22 protein-coding genes are annotated in these 19,832 nt (G+C 50.1%); 11 read left to right on the top strand and 11 right to left on the bottom strand.

What is annotated here, in order from left to right; translation table 11 throughout:
- The first annotated feature begins 96 nt into the window (after positions 1 to 96).
- Both M4D81_RS24830 and M4D81_RS24825 read left to right on the top strand, forming a co-directional pair.
- On the top strand, positions 97 to 1,587 hold the full coding sequence (locus M4D81_RS24830; protein WP_071221913.1) for a PTS transporter subunit EIIC: 1,491 nt from the start codon (positions 97 to 99) through the stop codon (positions 1,585 to 1,587).
- 29 nt (positions 1,588 to 1,616) lie between these two features.
- Positions 1,617 to 2,261: an N-acetylmannosamine-6-phosphate 2-epimerase gene (locus tag M4D81_RS24825; protein WP_397376777.1), complete on the top strand. Its 645-nt coding sequence runs from the start codon at positions 1,617 to 1,619 to the stop codon at positions 2,259 to 2,261.
- A 140-nt stretch (positions 2,262 to 2,401) separates the two neighbouring features.
- Here the strand turns inward: M4D81_RS24825 and M4D81_RS24820 are convergent, their stop codons facing one another.
- From M4D81_RS24820 to M4D81_RS24785, 8 genes are all read right to left on the bottom strand, one after another.
- Entirely contained in the window at positions 2,402 to 3,244 is an 843-nt protein-coding gene (locus M4D81_RS24820; protein ID WP_071221911.1) for an undecaprenyl-diphosphate phosphatase, read from the bottom strand.
- Positions 3,245 to 3,349: 105 nt separating this feature from the next.
- Positions 3,350 to 3,961: a DedA family protein gene (locus tag M4D81_RS24815; protein WP_260068400.1), complete on the bottom strand. Its 612-nt coding sequence runs from the start codon at positions 3,959 to 3,961 to the stop codon at positions 3,350 to 3,352.
- A gap of 41 nt (positions 3,962 to 4,002) precedes the next feature.
- Entirely contained in the window at positions 4,003 to 5,952 is a 1,950-nt protein-coding gene (locus tag M4D81_RS24810; protein WP_260068399.1) for an ABC transporter permease, read from the bottom strand.
- Positions 5,927 to 6,697, bottom strand: a complete 771-nt coding sequence (locus tag M4D81_RS24805) for an ABC transporter ATP-binding protein (RefSeq protein WP_071221908.1) — start codon at positions 6,695 to 6,697, stop codon at positions 5,927 to 5,929. The genes M4D81_RS24810 and M4D81_RS24805 overlap by 26 nt, the downstream gene beginning before the upstream one ends.
- A 190-nt stretch (positions 6,698 to 6,887) precedes the next feature.
- Positions 6,888 to 7,895 carry a HAMP domain-containing histidine kinase gene (locus M4D81_RS24800; protein WP_071221907.1) on the bottom strand — a complete coding sequence of 336 codons (1,008 nt, stop codon included), beginning with the start codon at positions 7,893 to 7,895 and terminating at the stop codon, positions 6,888 to 6,890.
- On the bottom strand, positions 7,892 to 8,593 hold the full coding sequence (locus M4D81_RS24795) for a response regulator transcription factor (protein WP_260068398.1): 702 nt from the start codon (positions 8,591 to 8,593) through the stop codon (positions 7,892 to 7,894). Before M4D81_RS24795 ends, M4D81_RS24800 begins: the two co-directional genes overlap by 4 nt.
- Before the next feature lie 171 nt (positions 8,594 to 8,764).
- On the bottom strand, positions 8,765 to 10,252 hold the full coding sequence (locus tag M4D81_RS24790; protein WP_260068397.1) for a sensor histidine kinase: 1,488 nt from the start codon (positions 10,250 to 10,252) through the stop codon (positions 8,765 to 8,767).
- Positions 10,249 to 10,935 carry a response regulator transcription factor gene (locus M4D81_RS24785; protein WP_071221905.1) on the bottom strand — a complete coding sequence of 229 codons (687 nt, stop codon included), beginning with the start codon at positions 10,933 to 10,935 and terminating at the stop codon, positions 10,249 to 10,251. The genes M4D81_RS24790 and M4D81_RS24785 overlap by 4 nt, the downstream gene beginning before the upstream one ends.
- A gap of 248 nt (positions 10,936 to 11,183) precedes the next feature.
- Here M4D81_RS24785 and M4D81_RS24780 point away from each other — a divergent pair, with 248 nt between their 5' ends.
- The 4 genes from M4D81_RS24780 (at position 11,184) to M4D81_RS24765 (ending at position 14,351) form a co-directional block, all read left to right on the top strand.
- Positions 11,184 to 11,948: a pirin family protein gene (locus tag M4D81_RS24780; RefSeq protein ID WP_071221904.1), complete on the top strand. Its 765-nt coding sequence runs from the start codon at positions 11,184 to 11,186 to the stop codon at positions 11,946 to 11,948.
- A gap of 414 nt (positions 11,949 to 12,362) precedes the next feature.
- A complete protein-coding gene (locus tag M4D81_RS24775; RefSeq protein WP_071222300.1) occupies positions 12,363 to 13,181 on the top strand; it encodes a C40 family peptidase in 819 nt (272 codons plus the stop codon).
- A gap of 190 nt (positions 13,182 to 13,371) precedes the next feature.
- Entirely contained in the window at positions 13,372 to 13,569 is a 198-nt protein-coding gene (locus M4D81_RS24770) for a YwbE family protein (protein WP_053490029.1), read from the top strand.
- Positions 13,570 to 13,742: 173 nt separating this feature from the next.
- Positions 13,743 to 14,351: a hypothetical protein gene (locus tag M4D81_RS24765; RefSeq protein WP_260068396.1), complete on the top strand. Its 609-nt coding sequence runs from the start codon at positions 13,743 to 13,745 to the stop codon at positions 14,349 to 14,351.
- Positions 14,352 to 14,419: 68 nt separating this feature from the next.
- On the opposite strand, the gene M4D81_RS24760 is transcribed toward M4D81_RS24765, so the two are convergent.
- Positions 14,420 to 14,782, bottom strand: coding sequence for an AMP-dependent synthetase and ligase (locus M4D81_RS24760; RefSeq protein ID WP_071221902.1), 363 nt, complete (start codon positions 14,780 to 14,782; stop codon positions 14,420 to 14,422).
- Positions 14,783 to 14,857: 75 nt separating this feature from the next.
- A complete protein-coding gene (locus tag M4D81_RS24755; RefSeq protein ID WP_260068395.1) occupies positions 14,858 to 15,343 on the bottom strand; it encodes a GAF domain-containing protein in 486 nt (161 codons plus the stop codon).
- Between the two features lie 188 nt (positions 15,344 to 15,531).
- On the opposite strand from M4D81_RS24755, the gene M4D81_RS24750 reads away from it, so the two are divergent.
- Positions 15,532 to 15,837 carry a hypothetical protein gene (locus tag M4D81_RS24750; protein ID WP_260068394.1) on the top strand — a complete coding sequence of 102 codons (306 nt, stop codon included), beginning with the start codon at positions 15,532 to 15,534 and terminating at the stop codon, positions 15,835 to 15,837.
- A 102-nt stretch (positions 15,838 to 15,939) separates the two neighbouring features.
- On the opposite strand, the gene M4D81_RS24745 is transcribed toward M4D81_RS24750, so the two are convergent.
- Positions 15,940 to 16,962 carry an alpha/beta hydrolase gene (locus tag M4D81_RS24745; RefSeq protein WP_260068393.1) on the bottom strand — a complete coding sequence of 341 codons (1,023 nt, stop codon included), beginning with the start codon at positions 16,960 to 16,962 and terminating at the stop codon, positions 15,940 to 15,942.
- A 224-nt stretch (positions 16,963 to 17,186) separates the two neighbouring features.
- Here M4D81_RS24745 and M4D81_RS24740 point away from each other — a divergent pair, with 224 nt between their 5' ends.
- From M4D81_RS24740 to M4D81_RS24725, 4 genes are all read left to right on the top strand, one after another.
- Positions 17,187 to 17,768: a GNAT family N-acetyltransferase gene (locus M4D81_RS24740; protein ID WP_260068392.1), complete on the top strand. Its 582-nt coding sequence runs from the start codon at positions 17,187 to 17,189 to the stop codon at positions 17,766 to 17,768.
- A gap of 1 nt (position 17,769) precedes the next feature.
- The gene (locus tag M4D81_RS24735) at positions 17,770 to 18,528 is read left to right on the top strand and encodes an energy-coupling factor transporter transmembrane component T family protein (RefSeq protein ID WP_071221897.1); all 759 of its coding nucleotides are present in this window, start codon (positions 17,770 to 17,772) and stop codon (positions 18,526 to 18,528) included.
- A gap of 122 nt (positions 18,529 to 18,650) precedes the next feature.
- Complete coding sequence (locus M4D81_RS24730) at positions 18,651 to 19,241, top strand: ECF transporter S component (protein ID WP_397376776.1); 591 nt, start codon at positions 18,651 to 18,653, stop codon at positions 19,239 to 19,241.
- Positions 19,242 to 19,245: 4 nt separating this feature from the next.
- On the top strand, positions 19,246 to 19,832 hold a 587-nt coding region (locus M4D81_RS24725), incomplete at its 3' end, for an energy-coupling factor ABC transporter ATP-binding protein (RefSeq protein ID WP_260068391.1).

The following is a 19,832-nucleotide window of genomic DNA, read 5'->3' as shown; positions in this document are numbered from 1 at the left end:
TATTTTAGTAAAATTATATTTACTAAAATAATTTCATGATGTAGAATTGACATATCGCGATGGAATACAATGATTGATCCAATAGGAGGAAAATCCATGTTTAAACAGTTGCAAAAGCTTGGTAAGTCATTTATGTTACCGATTGCAATCCTGCCTGCTGCGGGTTTGCTGCTTGGAATTGGGGGAGCCTTATCGAATGCGAATACGATTGCTGCCTATCCGATTCTGAACACGCGGTTTTTACAAGCTGTTTTTCAAATTATGTCGGCAGCCGGTAATGTTGTATTTGCCAACTTAGCGCTAATCATGTGTATTGGTCTTGCCGTGGGGTTAGCGAAAAAAGATAAAGGTACTGCTGCCCTGGCGGCAGCCGTCTCGTTCCTGGTTATGAATGCATCGATTGGTGCAATGATCACTGTATTTAATCCAAGCGTTGAATCCATTGACACCGGAGTTGTAGGGGCTATTGTCATTGGTATCCTGGTTACTTATTTGAACAATCGATACCGGGGGATTCAATTACCTTCCTTTCTTGGATTTTTTGGAGGCTCGCGGTTTATTCCGATCGTCTCATCGTTTAGTGCTATTTTTGTAGGCGGGATCTTCTTCTTAATCTGGCCAACATTTCAAGGCTGGCTGGTAGCGGCAGGGACTGCTATAGCCGGAATGGGATATTTCGGTACCTATTTATACGGATTCTTGCTTCGTCTTACAGGTGCTGTCGGTCTACACCATATGATTTATCCGATGTTCTGGTTCACAGAACTGGGCGGTGTCGCCACGGTTGCAGGTCAGCAAGTGGTGGGTGCGCAGAAAATCTTTTTTGCCGAACTGGCTGATCCGAATCATGTTGGAATGTTCTCCGAAGGAACCCGTTTTTTTGCAGGACGTTTTGCTACGATGATGTTTGGTCTTCCTGCGGCATGTCTAGCGATGTATCATTGCGTTCCGAAGCACCGTCGCAAGCTTGTGTTTGGTTTGTTCTTTAGTGCAGCGCTGACATCGTTCCTGACAGGGATTACGGAGCCGATTGAGTTTATGTTCTTATTCGTCGCTCCTTGGTTATACGTGATTCATGCGGCTCTAGATGGTCTATCCTTTATGATCGCGGATATGTTATCCGTTCGTATCGGGAATACCTTCTCTGGCGGGGCCATCGACTTCATGCTCTTTGGGGTTCTACAGGGGAATGCCAAAACGAATTGGATCTATGTCATTATTGTGGGGCTCTTCTGGGCTATCATCTATTACCTTGTGTTCCGCTTCTTAATTACGAAATTCAATGTGGCGACACCTGGACGTGAAAGTGATGGGGAGAGCGTATCGGTTGAAACCAAGGACAGCATTGGAGAGACCGCGATGAAAGTGCTGAATGCGCTTGGTGGCAAGGAGAACCTGGAAGATGTCGATGCATGTATTACAAGACTTCGGGTTGCAGTCAAAGATGTATCGAAAGTAGATAAGGATACAATTAAAGAACTGGGTGCTACTGCAGTATTGGAAGTAAAAGGCGGGATTCAGGCTGTATTTGGCGCAAAAGCCGACTTAATTAAACAAAAGATAAATGAGGCTATTGGAGAAGAATAAAAGAGGATATGGCTTGGAGGGAACATATTGTGAAACGAGGATTAATTGTATCATGTCAGGCTTTGCCAGGCGAACCGTTGCATAGTTCGTTTATTATGGGACGTATGGCCATTGCGGCAGCCGAATCCGGTGCGGTGGGGATCCGTGCTAATAGCGTTGAAGACATCGAGGAAATTAAGAAGCAAGTTGAGTTGCCCATTATTGGCATTATCAAAAAAGACTATCCGGGCATGCAATCGTTCATTACAGCGACTATGACCGAAGTGGATGCGCTTGTTGGTACGGGGGTTGAGATTATTGCTGTGCAAGCAACGATGGATCAGGATGAGGCATTCCTGCAATCGATCTTTACAAAATATCCTTCGCAGAAGTTCATGGCGGATATCTCCACAACGGAAGAGGGGTTGCGAGCAGATCGATTGGGGTTCCACTACATTGGAACGACGCTTATTGGTTATACACCGCAGTCTCAGCATGTGGAGAAGTTCACCGTGCTGGAAGAACTGATTAAGCAGTGTAAGAAGCCAGTCATTGCAGAAGGCAACTTCAACACACCGGAGCAGGCTGCAAAAGCGATCGAAATGGGAGCTTACTGTGTGGTTGTAGGCAGCGCCATAACAAGGCCGCAAATCATCACGAAATGGTTCTCGAACGCGGTAAACGAAATTCTATAACAAAAGAGATACGGTTGTACGATAGCTATCCGCGCACCCTTAATAAAAGGCGGGGCTGTCCCCAAAGTCATTGAAGATGACTTAGGGACAGCCCCGCCTTTTACCAATCTTGTGTATTCAATATACATGAACGAACGGTTTTACAGATAAAGCACCAACGCAATAACAGCAGCGAGCACGATCCGATAGATCGCAAACGGCACCAGCTTGATCCGGTTAATCAGCTTCAGGAAGAAGCGGATGGAGATCAAGGCGAAGACGAAGGCTGCCACGAAACCGGCGATGAAGAACGGAAGAGCCTCCAGCGTGAAGTATTCCCAGTTCTTCAGCAGCGACAGTAAGCTGGCTCCGAACATGATCGGCACAGCCATAATGAAGGTGAAGTCAGCCGCCGCGCGGTGACTCATACCGAGCATGACGCCTCCGGAGATGGTGGAGCCGGAGCGGGAGAAGCCCGGCCAGAGCGACAGACACTGAATCAGTCCGACGCTGAATGCCTGTCTGTACGTAATTTGGTCGACAGTGACCACTTTCGGCTCTTTTTTCGAGCTGACTTTATCGGCAACGATCATGAAGATGGCTCCGATCACAAGTCCGATAAGCACCGTTTCGGTGGAAAATAAATGCTCGTCAATCAGGTCTTCGAACAAGACGCCCAGAACACCGGCCGGAATCAAACCGACGATAACCTGGCTGAGCTTCAATCTGCCTGTACCCGCAGGTACGCCTGCTTCAGGCTTTTTGCGTTTGAGTCCCAAGAGATCCAGGAAGCGGTCCTTAAACACAACGAGGACGGCGAGAATGGAGCCAAGCTGAATGACAACCTTGAAGGTGTTGGCTACGTATTTCGTCAGAAACTCCTCGGATTTCAGCCACATATCATCAACGATGATCATATGTCCGGTAGAGGATACAGGAGCGAACTCGGTCAGTCCCTCGACGATTCCCAGAATAATTGCTTTCAGGATGGTTAAAAAATCCATGACCTATAGTCTCTCCCTTACAAAAAATATTAAAAGTAATGATACGAATGATGAATGGCATGAAATGCGTGATCCAATCTTCAACTTTTCAGCGGGCACCCGATTTTAAGCTGACTTTCTCCGCTTGCGGAAGAAAAGGAACAGAAACGCAATCACGGTCACAGCTATTACAGCATAAGCGATATTGGAATAGACGTCCATGAAGGCCACGATTTTTTCCCATGAACCGCCGACAGCGGCTCCCACGCATACCAGAATAATGTTCCAGATCAGTGTACCGATCGTCGTGAAGAGGAGGAACATGCCGAACTTCATGTTGGACATCCCCGCCGGGATGGAGATCAGGCTTCGGATCAGCGGAATCATACGGCAGAACAGCACGGTCCAGTAGCCGTATTTATCAAACCACGCATCCGCCTTGCGGATGTCTTCTTTTTTGACGCGAAGGATATGTCCCCAACGATCCACGATTTTTTCAAGCCGCTCGACATCGAGCAGGCGACCAATCCCGTACAGAATAACAGCACCGGCTATAGATCCGATCGTAGCTGCAATAATTACGCCTGGTACCGTCAATTTCGTGTAGGTGGTCATGAATCCGCCGAAGGTAAGAATGACCTCGGAGGGGATTGGAGGAAACACGTTCTCCAGGGCAATCATCAGCAGGATGCCGATATAGCCGAACTGCTCCATAATATCCGTAATCCAGTTTTCCAAAAGTTACACCTCTTTCAAAGTAAGAATGCTGCTTACATCCTTTATATAAGGGTCTGCTTCAGCTTGCGCAGATACTGACTGCGGATGAAGAAGAAATACATAACCTGCATCATCAGGAAGCTGATCAGCACGATGCCCATTTCTGCCGCAATGGATAAATAGAAGTAGCTCTGCAGCGCGACAAAAGCAAAGATGCTGTGCACAATCGCAAGGCCGATCGGAACAAAAAACAGCAGAGCCAGCTGTCCGGTGACGATCCGCCGGAACTCCTTATCGGTCATTCCAAGCCGGGATATCGTGGCATAATGCCTGCGGTCATAATCCAGATCGGCATAGAGGCGGAAGTACAGGAAGCTTCCTGCCGCGATAAAAAACACCGTACCCACAAGCAGTGCCGCGAAGAGCAGCATATTGTACAGGCTGTCCCGGAGGGCAAACAGCGTGCCGCTGACCGCCAGCGCATAAGGCTGGCCCATCTCATAACGCACCGCCCCGCGTGGGGCCAGATGAGGGACGATGCCCTCAGTCTTCGTGAAATCATCTACATAGAAGCCGGTGTACCGCTCTAGCCGGACCGGATTCGTGATGGCGGCGAAGGTTTCGTCACTGACCACAAGCCCGCCGAAGCGGGAATCGTTGTCCATTTCCGGCAGCAAATATTCCGGTACGCCGACATGATCGGAATAACCGGTTTCATGCAGGAGGATTTCGGAATCATGGATCCGGTATGAAGCGTGCTCCCGATGGCGAATATAAGCTCTGTCATTTTGCGAGGCAATGAGAACAAGAGCATCCTCACCGCTCAGCGGCTGTTCATCAAATGGCAGCCCCGCCATCAGCACCGCCGCCTTATAGTCGGAGAAGGAGATCAGTGCCAACGGATTTTGCAACTGCCCGACCTGCGCGGAAGCCGGCTGGGCTTCCGTATATTTCACGCGAAACGATAGCGTTTCAAACGGTATTTTTTTCGATTCAAGCTCCTGTCGAATTTCATGTAAATGCTGTTTCTCGGAGATGTCTCCCGTTTTGGCAAGATAGCCGATGGCGGCAGGGAAATCCTCATTGAATTGCTTCGTGAGCACCGGGATGGAGGCAAATACGCCTACCGAGCAAAAGGAAACAGCCAGCACGATGGTTACCATCGAGAACATCTGTGCATGATCCCTAAGCCGGTAATGCAGGCTGGATAGCGAGATCAGCTTGGTTCGTCTCCAGGCTAACCGGCGGCTCTGTTTCAGCCTTCGCACAAGAGCAACGCCTAACTGCGTATACAACAGATAGGTGCCGATCATCGTCATGAAGGTAACCGGAAACATGCGCAGCGCGAGGGTCGACGCGCTTGTTGTGGCTGCCAAGCTGTAGCTGACCACCAGCAGCACGGTTGCCAATATGGCTAACCAGGGCGATGTCCTGGGCGCCGTTTTCGGCCGCTGTCCGGACTGAAACAGATCGATCAACGCTTTAGGACGCAGCAGCCAGGATGTGCACAGCGAGATAATGATAAACAGCAGCACGTAACTTGCGACCGTCAGTCCAAGCGCACGCAGGGGCAGTCGAAACGGCAGGGGCGGGATTCCAAGAAAGGCCGAACCAGCCATCAGAAACAGCTTGCCTGTAATGACGCCGAATAGGATGCCCGTTGCAATGGCACTAACGCCGATGATCATATTTTCGAGAAAAACCATCTTGTTAAACTGGCGATCCGTCATGCCATGCATGAACAGAATGCCGAACTCGCGCTTGCGCGTCTTTAGAAAGGCCCCGACGGAATACAGCACGAAGAAAAACGAGAATACATACATGATCAGCTCGGCGCCGAGCATCGCTTGGATAACAACCGGATAGAACATCTCGCCCGCTATCGAAGGATGGAACAGGAACAGCGCGCACACAAAGAATATCATGACGGAGAATGCGCTGCTTAAGAAATAGGCTGCATAGGTCCGCTTATTCCTCAGGACATTCCTAAAAGCGAATTGTCGAAAGGTCATGACTGCCTCCTCCCAGTAAAGCCAGCATGTCGATGATTTTCTGGAAAAAGGCTTGGCGGTTGTCACCGCAATACATTTCATTATATAGTTGTCCGTCCTTGATGAACAAGACGCGGTCACAGTAGCTGGCTGCCACCGGATCATGAGTGACCATGAGAATCGTTGCGAAAGCCTCTTTACTCGATGCGGAAAGCGTCTGCATCACCTCTTTGGAGGCTTTGGAGTCCAGGTTGCCTGTGGGCTCGTCAGCGAGAATCAGGGAGGGCTCCTGAATGAGTGCCCTGGCTATGGCAGTTCGCTGCATCTGTCCGCCGGAAATCTCATAGGTATGCTTATGCAGAATGGATCCGATGGCGAGTCGATCAGCGATCCGGCTCAGCCGGCTGCCCATTTCGTCCAGCGGCATGCCTTCCAGCGTTAACGGGAGAACGATATTTTCCTCAACGGTGAGCGTATCCAGCAGATTGAAGTGCTGGAAGACAAAGCCCAGCTCCCGGCGCCGAAACAGAGCAGTGTCGCTTCTGCTGAGCAGATGAGGATTGCGCCCATTGATGATCACTTCCCCGGCCGTGGGCTGATCAATGGTTGCAATCAGATTGAGGAGCGTGGTTTTTCCGCTGCCGGATGGACCCATAATACCGACGAACTCTCCTTTGGCGACGTTGAAGTGAATATTGTTCAGCGCTTGAAACGCCACTTTACCCTCGTAGATTTTGGATAGATGCTTGACGCTCAGGATGGGCATATCTTCACTCCTCTATAACGATGATCTCATTGTAAAAGATTCGGTCGCCTCCATGCCATATTCGTAACTTACAGTTACCTTACAACCTTGTAAGGTTTCTTGAACGGCCGTAAGTTAGATGTTAGATCAGGGACTGCCACTGCCATAGTATCCGAATGGGCACTAAGCAGAGGCGCTGCTTGCCATGAAGCTATTGAGCAATGTGGCCTGAAGAATCCATGAAAATGATACGGACCGTCGTTCCTTCATCCACTTTGGATTCGATCTCGAAGGCATGTCCAAGCTTATCGCATATTTGTTTGACAAGAAACAGCCCCATGCCTGTCGATTCTTGGAACCTGCGACCGTTCTCTCCGGTGAAATAGGGGTCGAATACCCGCGGCAGGTCGCTTTGGGGAATGCCGATGCCTTCGTCCCGGATCTCAAGCACAACTTGATTCTCCCGGGTGTAGCCGTTAAAAAAGAGGGTGCCATGTTCCTTCAGCGTATACCGAACCGCATTGGTCAGCAGCTGCGTCAGCACAAAAGAGAGCCATTTCTCGTCCGTGGCCACCGTTAGTCCGGAATCGATCCGGATGGACGGGTAAATTCTCCGCCGGATAAACAAACGCTTTTGCTCGGAAGTGACATGACGGACGATTCGCTGAAGCGGCAGGTTCTCCACGTGAAAATCATGCTCGAACGTATCAAGCCTTGCGGTATACAGCACCAGATCAAGCCCTTTTTTGAGTCGGTCCAGCTCGTCGCCGATTGCAGCGAAACGGGGATCATCGTCATCTTGAAGAATCAGGTGAATGACCGAAATCGGCGTTTTCATCTGGTGGGCCCATTGGTTGATGAACTGAAGATGTCCTTCAATTTTATGTTTATAGTTATGCAGATCCGTGGTGTAATGCCGGAACTGGGTTTTTAGCAGCTGATGAAGCGCTTCAGCGAGCGGAGTGTGAGAGGATTCTGCCGAGGATTCGCCGGTGAGGGATTCTCCCGGGAGTGGCTGCTCTAATCGTTTATAGAACGAACGGTTGGCAATAAAGCGAAAGGCCAGATAGCCGAGAAGCAGCAGTAAGCTGATGATGCTCGCGTACAGACTGACCGTCAAATTGCGATAACCATCCAGTCTGTAAATGAGCGTTATCAACATAAGCTGGGCAATGTATACCATTATTAAGGGACGCTGTTCTTGCAGGAATAGCTTCATGCTTTGTCCCTCCAGTTCGGTACCAGTCGATAGCCGCGACCGCGCACGGTTTGAAGGCCATCCTCGATTCCGAGGGCAGTGAGTTTCTTGCGGACGCGGGTGATGTATACGTTCAGTGTATTATCGTCCACAAAGGCCTGATCATCCCATATTTTCTCGAGAAGCCGGTCTCTGCTGACGATCTGCTCGGGCTTCTTCATTAACTCGTCCAATATTTTGGCTTCGGTATGGCTGATTTCCGTCTGGGTCTGCTCAAGCGACAGGGAGAGACGCTCAACGTCGAGCGTAAGCCCGGCGACGCTCAGAACCCGCTCATTCTGTGCGACAGCATAGGAGCCGTAGGCACGCCGGAGCTGACTCTTGATTTTGGCCATGGCAATCTCGTAGTCAAAAGGTTTGGTTATATAATCGTCGGCGCCGTTTTCTAAGGCCATCACCTGATCCATTTTCCCGTCACGGGCGGAGATGAAGATAATCGGACAGGTGGAGAGGCTGCGGAACTGGCGGCACCAATAATAGCCGTCGTATTTTGGCAGATTGATATCCAGAAGCACAAGGTGGGGGCCATACGATTCAAATTGATCGCGTACCGTCTCGAAGTCATGAACGGACTGCGTCATGTAACCGAATTTATGAAGATACTCTTTCAGCAGGTTAACCAGTCCGGTATCGTCTTCGACAATAAAGATTTTGAACATATCGATCATAGTCCCTTCATTCGACATTCTAGTACCGACTGTATTGTACCAAATTGTAAAGATTTAAGGAAAAAAATATGTTAGCAAAGACAACGGAAATCGCTGCTGAAACGAAAAATTTCCTACAGACCGCCGCTTCGTGAACGAACGGTGCATGAAGGGGATTACAGGCTAGGGACTGATGCCCGGCCACTCGGCACGAAAAACCGTTCCTTGGTTGACCTTGCTGTCCACGTTAATCTGCCCCCCATGCGCGGAAATGATGGATTGGGTAATGGATAATCCAAGACCCGCACCGCCATACTGTCTGGTCCGGGATTCGTCGATACGGTAGAAGCGCTCGAACAGATGGGGGAGATGCTCCTTCGGAATCCCGGCTCCATTATCGGCAACCAGCAGTACGACCTGGTCTTTGGTTTTATTAACCGTTACGGTAATCTGCCCTGTAGTTGAGTCAGTATGCTGTACCGCATTATGAAAGAGGTTGTAGATGACCTGTTTGATTTTATCGGGATCACATCGGCACAGCACCGGTACCGCTCGAATCGCTACACTCCTGCCTTGGGCAAGCATCTGTAGATGAGGCTCCATTTCAAGCAACAGCTGATCCAGCCGGGTTTCCTGCAGATGGAGCTCCGGCTTGCGATCAAGCTTGGCTAACAGAAGCAAATCTTCAACCAATTTCTTCATGCGCTTGGATTCCCCGTGCATGCTGGATAGTGCAGCATGCAGCTGCTCCGGGTTGTCGGCGGCGCCGCGGCCCAGCACTTCCAGAAAACCGTGAATCGAAGTCAGCGGCGTTCGCAGCTCATGCGAAGCATCGGCAATAAACCTCCGCATCTGCTCTTTGGCTTCGCGTTCGGCATCAAACGCATCCTCGAGCCGTTCCAGCATGCCGTTAAACGATTCGGCCAAGCGGTCAATCTCCCGTTGACCCTGCACGGCAGGAAATCGCTCCGCCAAGTTTCCGGCATCCGTGCGTTCGACCGTTTTGACCATTTGGTTCAGCGGGTGGAGCGTCCGGCGCAGCAAAGGCAGGTACAATGCAATCCCCGCAGCCATGGCAAGTAAAGCCAGTACGGCAAAAATCAGCAGCTGCCGCAATAGAACGGCATGCAGCGGCTGCGTATCCAATCCAAGCTGCAGCACACCTGAGGGGCTGTTTGGGTTGCCGTAAGGACGAAAGACAATGATCTGCTCGATGCCTTCGGCATTGTCGATCACTACATACGAAATAGGCTGACGTCCCTGGAATTTTTCCAGAATCGCTGAATAAACCTCTGCTGTCAGCTGTGGTGCGGACAGACCGTTGCCAGCGGCGAGGTCGGTATACCCTCCGTCAACTTCTATCTTGGCAAGCGACATGTTTGGCAGAAAAAACATAGGTCTGTCTCCCTGACGCGGATTTTCCGGAAGGGCTTCGTTATTTCGCCCTGCAGACCGGTTACGCGGCTCCCGATCAGGCTCCCATATCTCCACGGGGATAGAGCGAGCCTGAAGGGAAAGAGCCTCGGCTTGATTGCGGAACAGGGCATTTTTCATTAACACATATTGCAATGCGCCGATCAGCACGAGCAGAAGCGCCAAGACGATGAGGGATCGTGACAGGAGCTGCGTACGTAGAGACGTAGGTCCGGATGAACGTATTCGCAAACTCATGGCAAATCAACCCGGTAGCCGGCTCCGCGAAGCGTGCGAATGACCCGGTGTTCCTTATCGCCGAGCTTCTCGCGCAGGGATCGGATATAAACCTCCACGATGTTGTCCTCTCCGCCAAAGTCATAATCCCACACAATATTCAAAATGTTTGGTTTACTCAAAACGCTGCCGTGTTTGGTCACAAGCAATTTAAGCAGCTTATACTCCGTGGGGGACAGCTCAAGTGCCTCCCCTTGGTATGCAATTTCTTTCTTGCGGTCATCGATGGTGAATGGGCCAAGCTGGAGTTCACCCAGCAGGCTCGGGAACTGATTGCGCAGCCTTGCTTGAATTCGGGCAAGCAGCTCTTCGAAACTGAAGGGCTTGGCCATGTAATCATCCGCGCCGATCATGAGGCCCTTCACACGGTCATCAATCTCGTCCTTTGCGGTAAGCATGATGATCGCGACATCCCGGCCCTCCTCCTTCAAGCGTCGGCATGCCGCAAGTCCGTCCATTCCCGGCATCATCACATCGAGAACGATGATATGCGGCTCGAAGCGGCTTGCTTCCATTATTGCAGATTCCCCATCGGGGGCCGTCCGCACCACAAACCCTTCATTATGGAGACCAAGCTCCAGAAACTGCAGGATATGCGGCTCGTCATCCACGAGCAAAATGCGAATACGATGCATTGATTCCATAACACAAAACTCCCCTTATCTCATTCCTTCAACTTTATCATACGTGCTCCAGCTGAATGAAAACTGAACATAAACTGAAAATAAACTGAAAATAAACTGAAAAGTGATTCGCAAATATGCATCCTCAATAAGGGAATTTAAGGATGTTGATATATATTCTGTTATCGTGGATACTATCTTAAAGCCGAGACAATCAATGCAGCACCTGTTCAAGGTCATCATGGATGGGTGAAAGGAGGAGACTGGACATGATAGGAAATGTATATCCACCCGAGGATCAGAGCAAGGGCTCTCTCGATGGAGGAAGGATAACGGAGCAGAAGCCGATCGGTTTCTCCGGAGAAGGGTCTGCCGTGACCCGGGTGGGACCGCTTTTCTATTGGTCCTGGTTTCGTTCGCCCGTCGAAGGTTATATCGCGCCTCATCCCCATCAGGGTTTTGAAATCGTAACTTATATGATTCAGGGGAAGGGCGTTCATAAGGATTCGCATGGTACGCACAATGAGTTGGGGGCTGGAGGCCTGCAATTGATGAGGGCGGGTTCCGGACTAACGCACGAGGAACGTCTCACTGGGCCGGATGCAGAAGGATTTCAGATTTGGTTCGAGCCGTATCTTCGCGATTCATTGAAACAGAATCCTGCCTGTCGTCAGTATCGACCGGATTCCTTTCCGGTAACCCGCATACAGGGTGGGCTGGTTAAAACGATGATTGGCGGTTCTGCGCCAACTGATTTATCCGTTGATGTGAGGATGCTGGATATTCAGATTCTGGCCGGGAACGAAGCTCAGTATGAATTGAAGTCCGGCAGGAGAGCGGCTGTGCTTGCCGTGAGGGGAGCGGGCAGCTTTTGTGCCGAAGAGGAAAGCCTCCAATTTCGTCAGCGGGACTTTATGGTAATGGATACGAAGCATGGCGAGACGCTGAGCCTTAAGGCGCAAGAGAATGTCAGGGTCATCCTGATTGACGTACCGGAAAACCCTGGGTATCCGCTCTATTCCAAGAGGCCATAAGGTTAAATGTTTACAAAATTGTAGTGGAATGAAATTTAGGATGTACGATAAACTAGAGTCTGTCAGATGGGGATGCCCGTCTGGACAGGCTTTTTTAGCTGTCGGAGTGATTCAAATATATTCTCTCATGCAACAATAACAACAAAAAATACGTATATATGGTAAGTAGAAAGACCCAACAGAGAATTCCGGAGTTCGTTATACCGGGATGGTTGGGTTATTTTGGCATGTATTATTTCTAAAATAATCTATTTATACTAAATTAAAGTATAAAAAGAGACTAAAGTCCCCCTCTTTACCAATAGTTGGCATACGTTTTTGTGAGGATGGTAGCATGCGTCCCAAGACATAGCCTGTCTATAATGATTGCGGGATCACGAAAATGACAATTTCGTCATTCCACAATCTAACGAGATGGGGGAGATCATTATTTTCTCGAAAAAAAGCTTTAAACAATTGATGGCCGGAGCGCTTCTATCAGCAGCTGTTCTTGGTTCTTACGGATATGGGTCTGTGAATGAAGTGGCTGCTGCCAGCGTGCAGTCAGTAACCAAAGGTGTAGCAAGCTCGAATGTGTATATGCGCAATCAGCCTTCGACTTCGGGTAAAGTCTTGGATCGTGTGTATAAAGGTGACAGCGTTCAAATTCTGGGTAGCAGCTCAGGGTGGTATAAGATTAAAACTTCGGAGGGTAAGCAAGGATATGCTTCCTCTAAATATATTAACCAAAGTAACGGCTCTTCTAACAATTCCGGCAGTAATTCCGGCAATTCGGGAAGCACTGCGCCTTCTGCAAGCGCAAGCGTTGAAAAAGTAATCAGTGCAGGCATGAAGTATCTGGGCACGCCATATGAATTCGGTTCTAACCGCAATTCAACGAAAACCTTTGACTGCTCGGCCTTTGTCCGCCGCGCATTTATGGACGGCGCTAACATTACGCTGCCAAGCGATTCCCGCAAGCAAGGGCAGTACATCAAGGACAAAGGAACTGCTGTATATAACGTGAATCAATTAAAACGCGGGGATCTGGTATTCTTTATGAGTTACAGAGGTTCATCGGCATCCGCCTATGCCGGATTGGACAAGTCCAAACAGCGGATCACGCATGTAGCTATTTATCTGGGAGATAATAAACTGCTGCATACGTATTCGAAACAATCCGGTGGTGTCCTGGTAGGCACCTTCGGTGATTCCTGGAAAAATCGCTTCGTGCATGGCGGAAGCGTCCTGTAACGTATCTGTGTCATTTTTTCATTAAGTATATATTCATACTTAGTATGAGATAGAAGGACTGTCCGAATTGATCTGAACGATCTTTAACGGGCAGTCCTTTGTTATTTGGGATTTGCTTTTCACCTTTGATTTTTAGTAAGGTGGACAATAGAGAACGGACAGCATCAAGAAATGGACAGGAGGGACGACGATGAATGGTGGACAGCGTTCCAATATCAAACCGGGACTCGAGGTTGATATCGTATTGAAGCAGGATCAGCGAACGGGCAAATTAACCCGTGGCGTTGTTAAAGATATTCTGACCAATTCCCCGAACCATCCGCATGGCATTAAAGTACGACTTCAAGATGGCCAGGTGGGACGGGTAAAGAACATTTACGAGTCTTGAAAATTCAATGTATCCTGCGGCCATCATAATTCAGGCTGCCATTATATAGTACAGTTTGAGTATAAGTCGATCCAAAACTTCGCAAATTTGAGGGGGGTTGGATGCGGCTTTTTTGCATTTCTATGCAACATTGCCTTCAGATCATCCGTCTGGAAGTTGAGGTGAAAGTAAAGATGAAAAGATACCTTTATATCGGGTTTATCTTGTTGCTTATTATGCTAACAGGTTGTGTGAAGCAGGAGACGCAGGGGGCGGCTCCGTCTGATCCTACATTGAATAAAGCTGCCAGGGGAAGTCAGGCGGAAATGACCGACGGCGACTTCGTGTATCGACTCGTTAGCGAGAAAGAGAAGTATGAACGGGGAGATCAGGTTCAAGTATACGGGGAGCTGGAATATATCGGCGAAAAGGATGAGATTACGATCGGCCATGCGGCTTCCGTCTTTTATTTCCCGATGAAAGAGCTCACAAGGGACTACAACATCAGTTACGCCATGAATGAGCCTTATATCACCACCAAGCTGAAAAAGGGCGAGCCACTGCGGGAATATTACAAAATCGGCGGCGGTTACGACAGCAGGGACGACAAAAGGTACAAGGATTTCATCCATTCGCTGAAGGATGGTTTTCCGGGCGGGCACTACGTCGTCTACGGATCTGCGGATTTCGTGATTGATTTACAGTCGCACGGGGCGGACCCGGGCGGTTCGAATGGGGAAGAGCCGAAGAGGTATAAGATACAAGCCGAGATCGAATTCAGCGTAAGTGAAGATACGAAGTAAATAACGATGGAAGGGGTATCTCGCAGGTCTTATGGACCTATGAGATACCCCTTTTAACATTCTTATGCTTATTGGAAGCCTTGGCCTTGATGTGTGTTAGGAAAACCCTGTTGGCCAAACGAAGGCTGAATGTGCTGTGTTTGGTTATGAGCTTGCACGGAATTCTCGACTTGCCTAACGATTTGGGAGATTTGCTGATACTGCTGCATCGCTTGTTGATGGCCTTGAAGGGCAGACTGGATCATCTGTGCCGCTTGGCGCTCTCGCTGAGCGAGCTCCTCCAGGCGGGCTGTATTTTGCTGCTCCTGCTGCATCAACTGCTGGTACATAGCCGAAGCCTGCTGCGTTTGTTGGGTTAACTGCTGAAGAATTTGCTCGCACTGACGAATTTGCTGCGAAATTTGCGAGTTATTGTTATTCATTTGATACATAGCGTGTATTCCTCCTAAGAATTGTGGTTTCAAATCCTTGGTTAGTGTACGGAAGAATACGTGAAAACATCCTGATTATAAAGTAAGCTGGCCCTCCAATATATGGACAAACTCCTCCAGAAAAGCTTGGTCCTCCTGGTCGAAACGGTTCTTTAGCGGACTATCGATATCGAGAACGCCATACAATGCCCCGTCCACCATTATCGGAACGACAATTTCGCTGTTCGAAGCTGCATCACAGGCAATGTGCCCGGGGAATTCATGTACATCGGGAACAAGCAGTGTCGTCTGTTCAGCCGCAGCCGTGCCGCAAACGCCACGATTCATCGGAATCCGAATGCAAGCGGGCAGACCTTGGAACGGTCCAAGCACCAGTTCTTTACCATCATAGAGATAGAAGCCGACCCAGTTCGTATCCGATAGAAACTGCTTGAGGAGCGCAGAGGCATTGGACAAATTGGCAATGGCATTGGGCTCATCGTGTATAAGTGCTTTTAATTGGTTCAGGACCTGTACGTATTGCTCGCTCCGGGTGCCTTCATAGGGTGTGTTTTGAAACATGTGGATTTCCGTCCTTCCTTTATTCGCGTTGGTTTAATGACCTTAGTATAAGTATATGATATTCGTCAAGGGATAAGCCACGGAGAAGAGAAGCATCAAGAGGATCCGGCTGATTCCTCTTCCAGGCGCAAGGGTAATGTATGACATGACCAGGTATTAATTTTAATCAGATGGAGGGAGAGACCTTAATGCGGGCAGACGTACAGAATTTGTTTATCGGTATTCATATGCTCTATTACGCCCATGAGCGGGACTTAACGATCAGCGAGATGCAGCCCGAGTTGGAGCGCCATGGATATAAGGTTGGCGACCGGGAGGTTAAGCATGAGCTCGAACGCTTGACCGAGGAGAACTTCCTGACGGCGCACGGGGAAGGATACAGTCTCACGGGAGCCGGGATCGAGGAATTCAAGGAAATCCAGAGCAGGCTTAAGGAGCTTTGTGATGAAGTGCTTAAACCGGTGAATCCGAAGAAGGCAGACTCCATGGCGTAGGTAGATAATAGGTATAACATTAGAAGAAGCCCCCGACTCACGCTGGTTCTTACGCGTGCAGGCGGGGGCTTTTTTGAAGAGATATGAAGTATCAACTCCGGTCTATATCGTTTCAAGTGAGCCGTCCAACTCCAACTGGAAAGAATGCGGGGCAGGCGCAGCTTCCGTATCCGGCTGTGATACTCGTTCAGCGTCCACCTGCGGTGCTCTTACGGGTTGATCTATATGTTCACGAAGGAAAGAGTGCACGCTTTCCCGATATTGCTTGGGATCAACGTGATAAGCGTTTGCATGGATAGCGCCTTCGATAAGAAGAAGTTTTTTCGGTTCCGGTTTGGCCTCAAACATCTCGATACTCATTCGGGTAGGCACGTAATTATCCTTGGTACCATGAATAAACATAACCGGCAGCGTACTGTTCCGAACAGCACGGATCGGACTGACTTGATCGAGGCTGAACCCGGCTTTGCGCCGTATTCTGGCATTGACCCAAGACAGGAACGGCACCGAAGGGATTTTGTTAATGCGTGTAAGCTGATGCCGCATTAAATCCGTCAAATCGGAATACGGACAATCGGCAATGACAAGCTTGACCTGCGGCTCGGCAATGGACAAATATTCAAGCACGGTCCCGCCTCCCAGCGATTGACCATGAAGCCCGATGGCCACATCCTGTCCATACTGCCGAATAAGCCAGCGAACCCACGCTTGCACATCGTGTTTCTCATAATAGCCGTACGTGGTATAACGTCCTTCGCTTCGCCCATGCCGGCGTTGGTCGATAAGAAGGACATTGTAGCCCTCTTCTGTGAACAAATCGATGAATTGGGTGGATACGGCTCGGGATCCGGTATAGCCGTGTGCGAGAAGCATCCAATGCTTGGAGCCGGGATTGTTCTCAATGGCTGCGCCGCACAGCTTTAAACCGTCAAAACTTGTGATGACCACTTCGTTCTTCTGAAGCGACTCATATTGCTCTCTGCTGTACAGTCCGGCTTTTTCCAGCACGGTGAACAGCCTGAGATCGTTCTTTACTCTCATCCTTGTAATCTGCAGATATCCGATTTGCGTAATGGCAGCGGGAATGATAACGACGGTGAACAGCAAGATAATCGCGATATTCATACTCAGATGACTTTCCTCCTTCTTCGGTACTGTTCAACGGGGCTGTAACATGCATATTGACGGAAGCCTTCCGAATCCATCAATATAGATACATCCAGCTTCTAGAGATACTGAAGGATGACCAGGACACGGGTTAAATATTCGCTATACTCTTTTATACACGACATAGTATCACCGGAAACATTCGATACAAGTCGGATTTTTTGCAAGGAGGTGCAAAAACCATGTATGTCTGCAAGGGAATCATTCCGGAAATGAATGGCCGGCGAATACGGCTGCGCAGGATGGAGACGGATGATGCGGAAGCGATGTTCCGCTGCTGGTCCGATCCGAATACGACCGCTTTTCTGGATTTGCCCACCATGCATTCGGCTGAGGACGCAAAGGCTTTGATTCATTGGCTGCATCTGCTTGCCGAGCAGGACGAGGCCATCCGCTGGGGCATCGAAGCCATCGACACAGGCCAATTGATCGGCAGCTGCGGGTTTAATATTTGGCAGCTGGATGGCGCGTTCAAAGGCGAATTCGGCTGTGAGCTCACAAGCGCTTTATGGGGGCAGGGCTTCATGTCAGAGGCAGCCGAAATGGTTGCGGCATTTGGGTACACTTCCATGGGACTGAACCGGATTGAAGCTTTTGTTGATCCGAGAAATGAACGGGCATGCCGTTGGTTTACGAGGATCGGCTATACGCGCGAAGGCGTCTTAAGAGATTATCGCCATACGCCAAGCGGTTACGTGGATGCCGTCGTTTTTTCACGTTTAAGAAAAGATTGGGCAAGGCAGATAGAAAGGCAGGAGTTGTAATATGCTGATTCAATATGAGAAGGGTAACACGCTTCTTCATCGATATGATCCATTAAGCAAGCTGGTGATATTATTTTGCACCGCTGTGATAGCCATGCTGCTTGATCAGGCCTGGCAGCAGGCGTTATTCCTTCTGTTATGCATCGGACAAGCCCGATTTGCAGGCCAGGTGTCAGGCAAGCGGCTGCTGGGAGGGATCCGGCTGATTGCGATCGTTGCTGTACCCTATTTCATTCTGACCAGCCTGACGGTCAAGGGAGAGACCATATGGCTGCAGTGGGGACCCATCTCCTTAACAGAGGAGGCGCTTAACGCTGCGGGTGCCATGACGCTCCGGATGTTTACCTTGTTTCTAACCTCGATGGCTTATATTTTGACGACAGATCCGAGAGAACTGGTAGCCGAATTGACCAGACGTCTTCGAATCCCTTACCGGTTTGCGTTTGGCATATCCGCTGCGCTAACCTTTATCCCGCTGTTGGAGGAAGAGGGAACCCATATTTTGGCTGCCCAGCAGGTAAGGGGCCATCGGCCACCAAGGGGCCTAGGTAACCGAATCAGCTATGGCTTGAAGTTTGTCTCGGCTGTTCTGCTCAATGCGCTGCGGCGCGTGCAGCAAACGGCGGGTGCCATGGAGTCCAAAGGCTTTGGCGCGTATCCGGAACGAACGTACCGTACGGAGGTTAACATTCCTTTATGGGCGGTCATATCGGCTGTCATGTATGTGTTAGCAACGGTTTTTGTGTGGTGGATTGTTTAAATTGTTAACCTTTTATATTAAAAATTAGGTTGACGGTTGGGGAGGAAGCATGCAAAATATGAAATGAAGCATCCGAAAGTGCTAGTACAGCCAGTCATGGCTGGAATTAAGGAGGACTACATTTGAATTCATCATCATCTTCAAAAAAATGGTTTGCTTTTACGACCCAGGAAATTATCCTGATGGCGATGCTCGCTGCCGTCAATGCCGTTCTAACGGTGTACATAGGGCCGGTTAACAAACTGCTGAGCAGTCTTGGCGGGCCCATCGCAACTTCGACGACCACAGGCATCTACATGGTGTATGGGCTCTTGGCCTATTACATCATTCGTAAACCGGGGACGGCGGTTGTCACCTTTGCGATTGGCGGCACGATTCAAGCTCTGACGGGTACGGTATACGGCATCGCTTCGTGTTTTGTAGCCGCAGGCTGTTATATGATCGTGGCCGAGACGATTTTTGCCATCTACCGCCACAAAAAGTGGAGTGCCGGCGTGCTCATGCTGGTTGGCGGCGCGATGGTACCGCTGTGGTTTCTGTTCGCGGCCAACATGTTCGGATATACGTCTTGGCCGCTTGAAGTGCTTGGTATTGCGCTGGTCGTGCGCATTCTGAGCGGTGTGCTCCTCTGCGGTCTGTTAACCAAAGTGTTAGGAGAGGCGTTAGTGAAGACAGGCCTGCTTCGCCGGTTTGCCGTCGCCGTAAAGGGATAGTTCCATGTCGGGATCAACGGTAACATGCCGGGACCTCGGATTTCTTTACGATGGAGAAGAGCGCCCGGTTATACAGGATCTCCATCTGGAGATCGAGCAGAACGGGTGGGTCGCGGTCCTCGGGGCAAGCGGGAGCGGGAAGTCAACGCTGTGCCAGCTGCTGTGCGGTCTTCTTCCGAGGAGCGGCGGAGGCACAAGAACCGGGGAAGTGCTGCTTAATGGTTTCGATCCCGCCACGGCGCCGATTGCCGAGGTGGCCGAGGCGATAGGGGTATTGTTTCAGGATCCGGATGCACAGCTCGTTCAGGGCATCGTAGAGGACGAGGCGGCCTTCGGTCCTGAAAATATGCGGGTTTCACCCGCTGAGATTGAGGAGCGGGTGGTGCAGTCCCTTACGGCGGTCGAGCTGCTGGAGCGCCGGATGGATCCGGTGCGCAGCCTGTCCGGCGGACAGCGGCAGCGGACGGCCATTGCCGCGGTGCTGGCGCTGCGCCCGCGGCTCTTCGTCTTTGACGACGCCTGCGCCAGCCTGGATGCCGCGGCGCAGGCGAACTTCCTGCAGCTGTGCCGCAAGCTGCAGGCGGAGGGCCG

Source organism: Paenibacillus sp. p3-SID867, from assembly GCF_025142895.1.
GTDB lineage: Bacteria > Bacillota > Bacilli > Paenibacillales > Paenibacillaceae > Paenibacillus_AQ.
The sequence above is the reverse complement of the archived record's forward strand: the minus strand, read 5'-3'. Positions and strand labels throughout refer to the sequence as shown.

Coding starts and splice junctions, on each gene's coding strand:
- M4D81_RS24830 (WP_071221913.1), top strand. CDS start 97: ATGTTTAAACAGTTGCAAAAGCTTGGTAAGTCATTTATGTTACCGATT.
- M4D81_RS24820 (WP_071221911.1), bottom strand. CDS start 3,244: ATGGATTTTTTAACCATCCTGAAAGCAATTATTCTGGGAATCGTCGAG.
- M4D81_RS24810 (WP_260068399.1), bottom strand. CDS start 5,952: ATGACCTTTCGACAATTCGCTTTTAGGAATGTCCTGAGGAATAAGCGG.
- M4D81_RS24805 (WP_071221908.1), bottom strand. CDS start 6,697: ATGCCCATCCTGAGCGTCAAGCATCTATCCAAAATCTACGAGGGTAAA.
- M4D81_RS24800 (WP_071221907.1), bottom strand. CDS start 7,895: ATGAAGCTATTCCTGCAAGAACAGCGTCCCTTAATAATGGTATACATT.
- M4D81_RS24795 (WP_260068398.1), bottom strand. CDS start 8,593: ATGTTCAAAATCTTTATTGTCGAAGACGATACCGGACTGGTTAACCTG.
- M4D81_RS24790 (WP_260068397.1), bottom strand. CDS start 10,252: ATGAGTTTGCGAATACGTTCATCCGGACCTACGTCTCTACGTACGCAG.
- M4D81_RS24785 (WP_071221905.1), bottom strand. CDS start 10,935: ATGGAATCAATGCATCGTATTCGCATTTTGCTCGTGGATGACGAGCCG.
- M4D81_RS24780 (WP_071221904.1), top strand. CDS start 11,184: ATGATAGGAAATGTATATCCACCCGAGGATCAGAGCAAGGGCTCTCTC.
- M4D81_RS24775 (WP_071222300.1), top strand. CDS start 12,363: ATGGGGGAGATCATTATTTTCTCGAAAAAAAGCTTTAAACAATTGATG.
- M4D81_RS24770 (WP_053490029.1), top strand. CDS start 13,372: ATGAATGGTGGACAGCGTTCCAATATCAAACCGGGACTCGAGGTTGAT.
- M4D81_RS24765 (WP_260068396.1), top strand. CDS start 13,743: ATGAAAAGATACCTTTATATCGGGTTTATCTTGTTGCTTATTATGCTA.
- M4D81_RS24760 (WP_071221902.1), bottom strand. CDS start 14,782: ATGTATCAAATGAATAACAATAACTCGCAAATTTCGCAGCAAATTCGT.
- M4D81_RS24755 (WP_260068395.1), bottom strand. CDS start 15,343: ATGTTTCAAAACACACCCTATGAAGGCACCCGGAGCGAGCAATACGTA.
- M4D81_RS24750 (WP_260068394.1), top strand. CDS start 15,532: ATGCGGGCAGACGTACAGAATTTGTTTATCGGTATTCATATGCTCTAT.
- M4D81_RS24745 (WP_260068393.1), bottom strand. CDS start 16,962: ATGAATATCGCGATTATCTTGCTGTTCACCGTCGTTATCATTCCCGCT.
- M4D81_RS24740 (WP_260068392.1), top strand. CDS start 17,187: ATGTATGTCTGCAAGGGAATCATTCCGGAAATGAATGGCCGGCGAATA.
- M4D81_RS24735 (WP_071221897.1), top strand. CDS start 17,770: ATGCTGATTCAATATGAGAAGGGTAACACGCTTCTTCATCGATATGAT.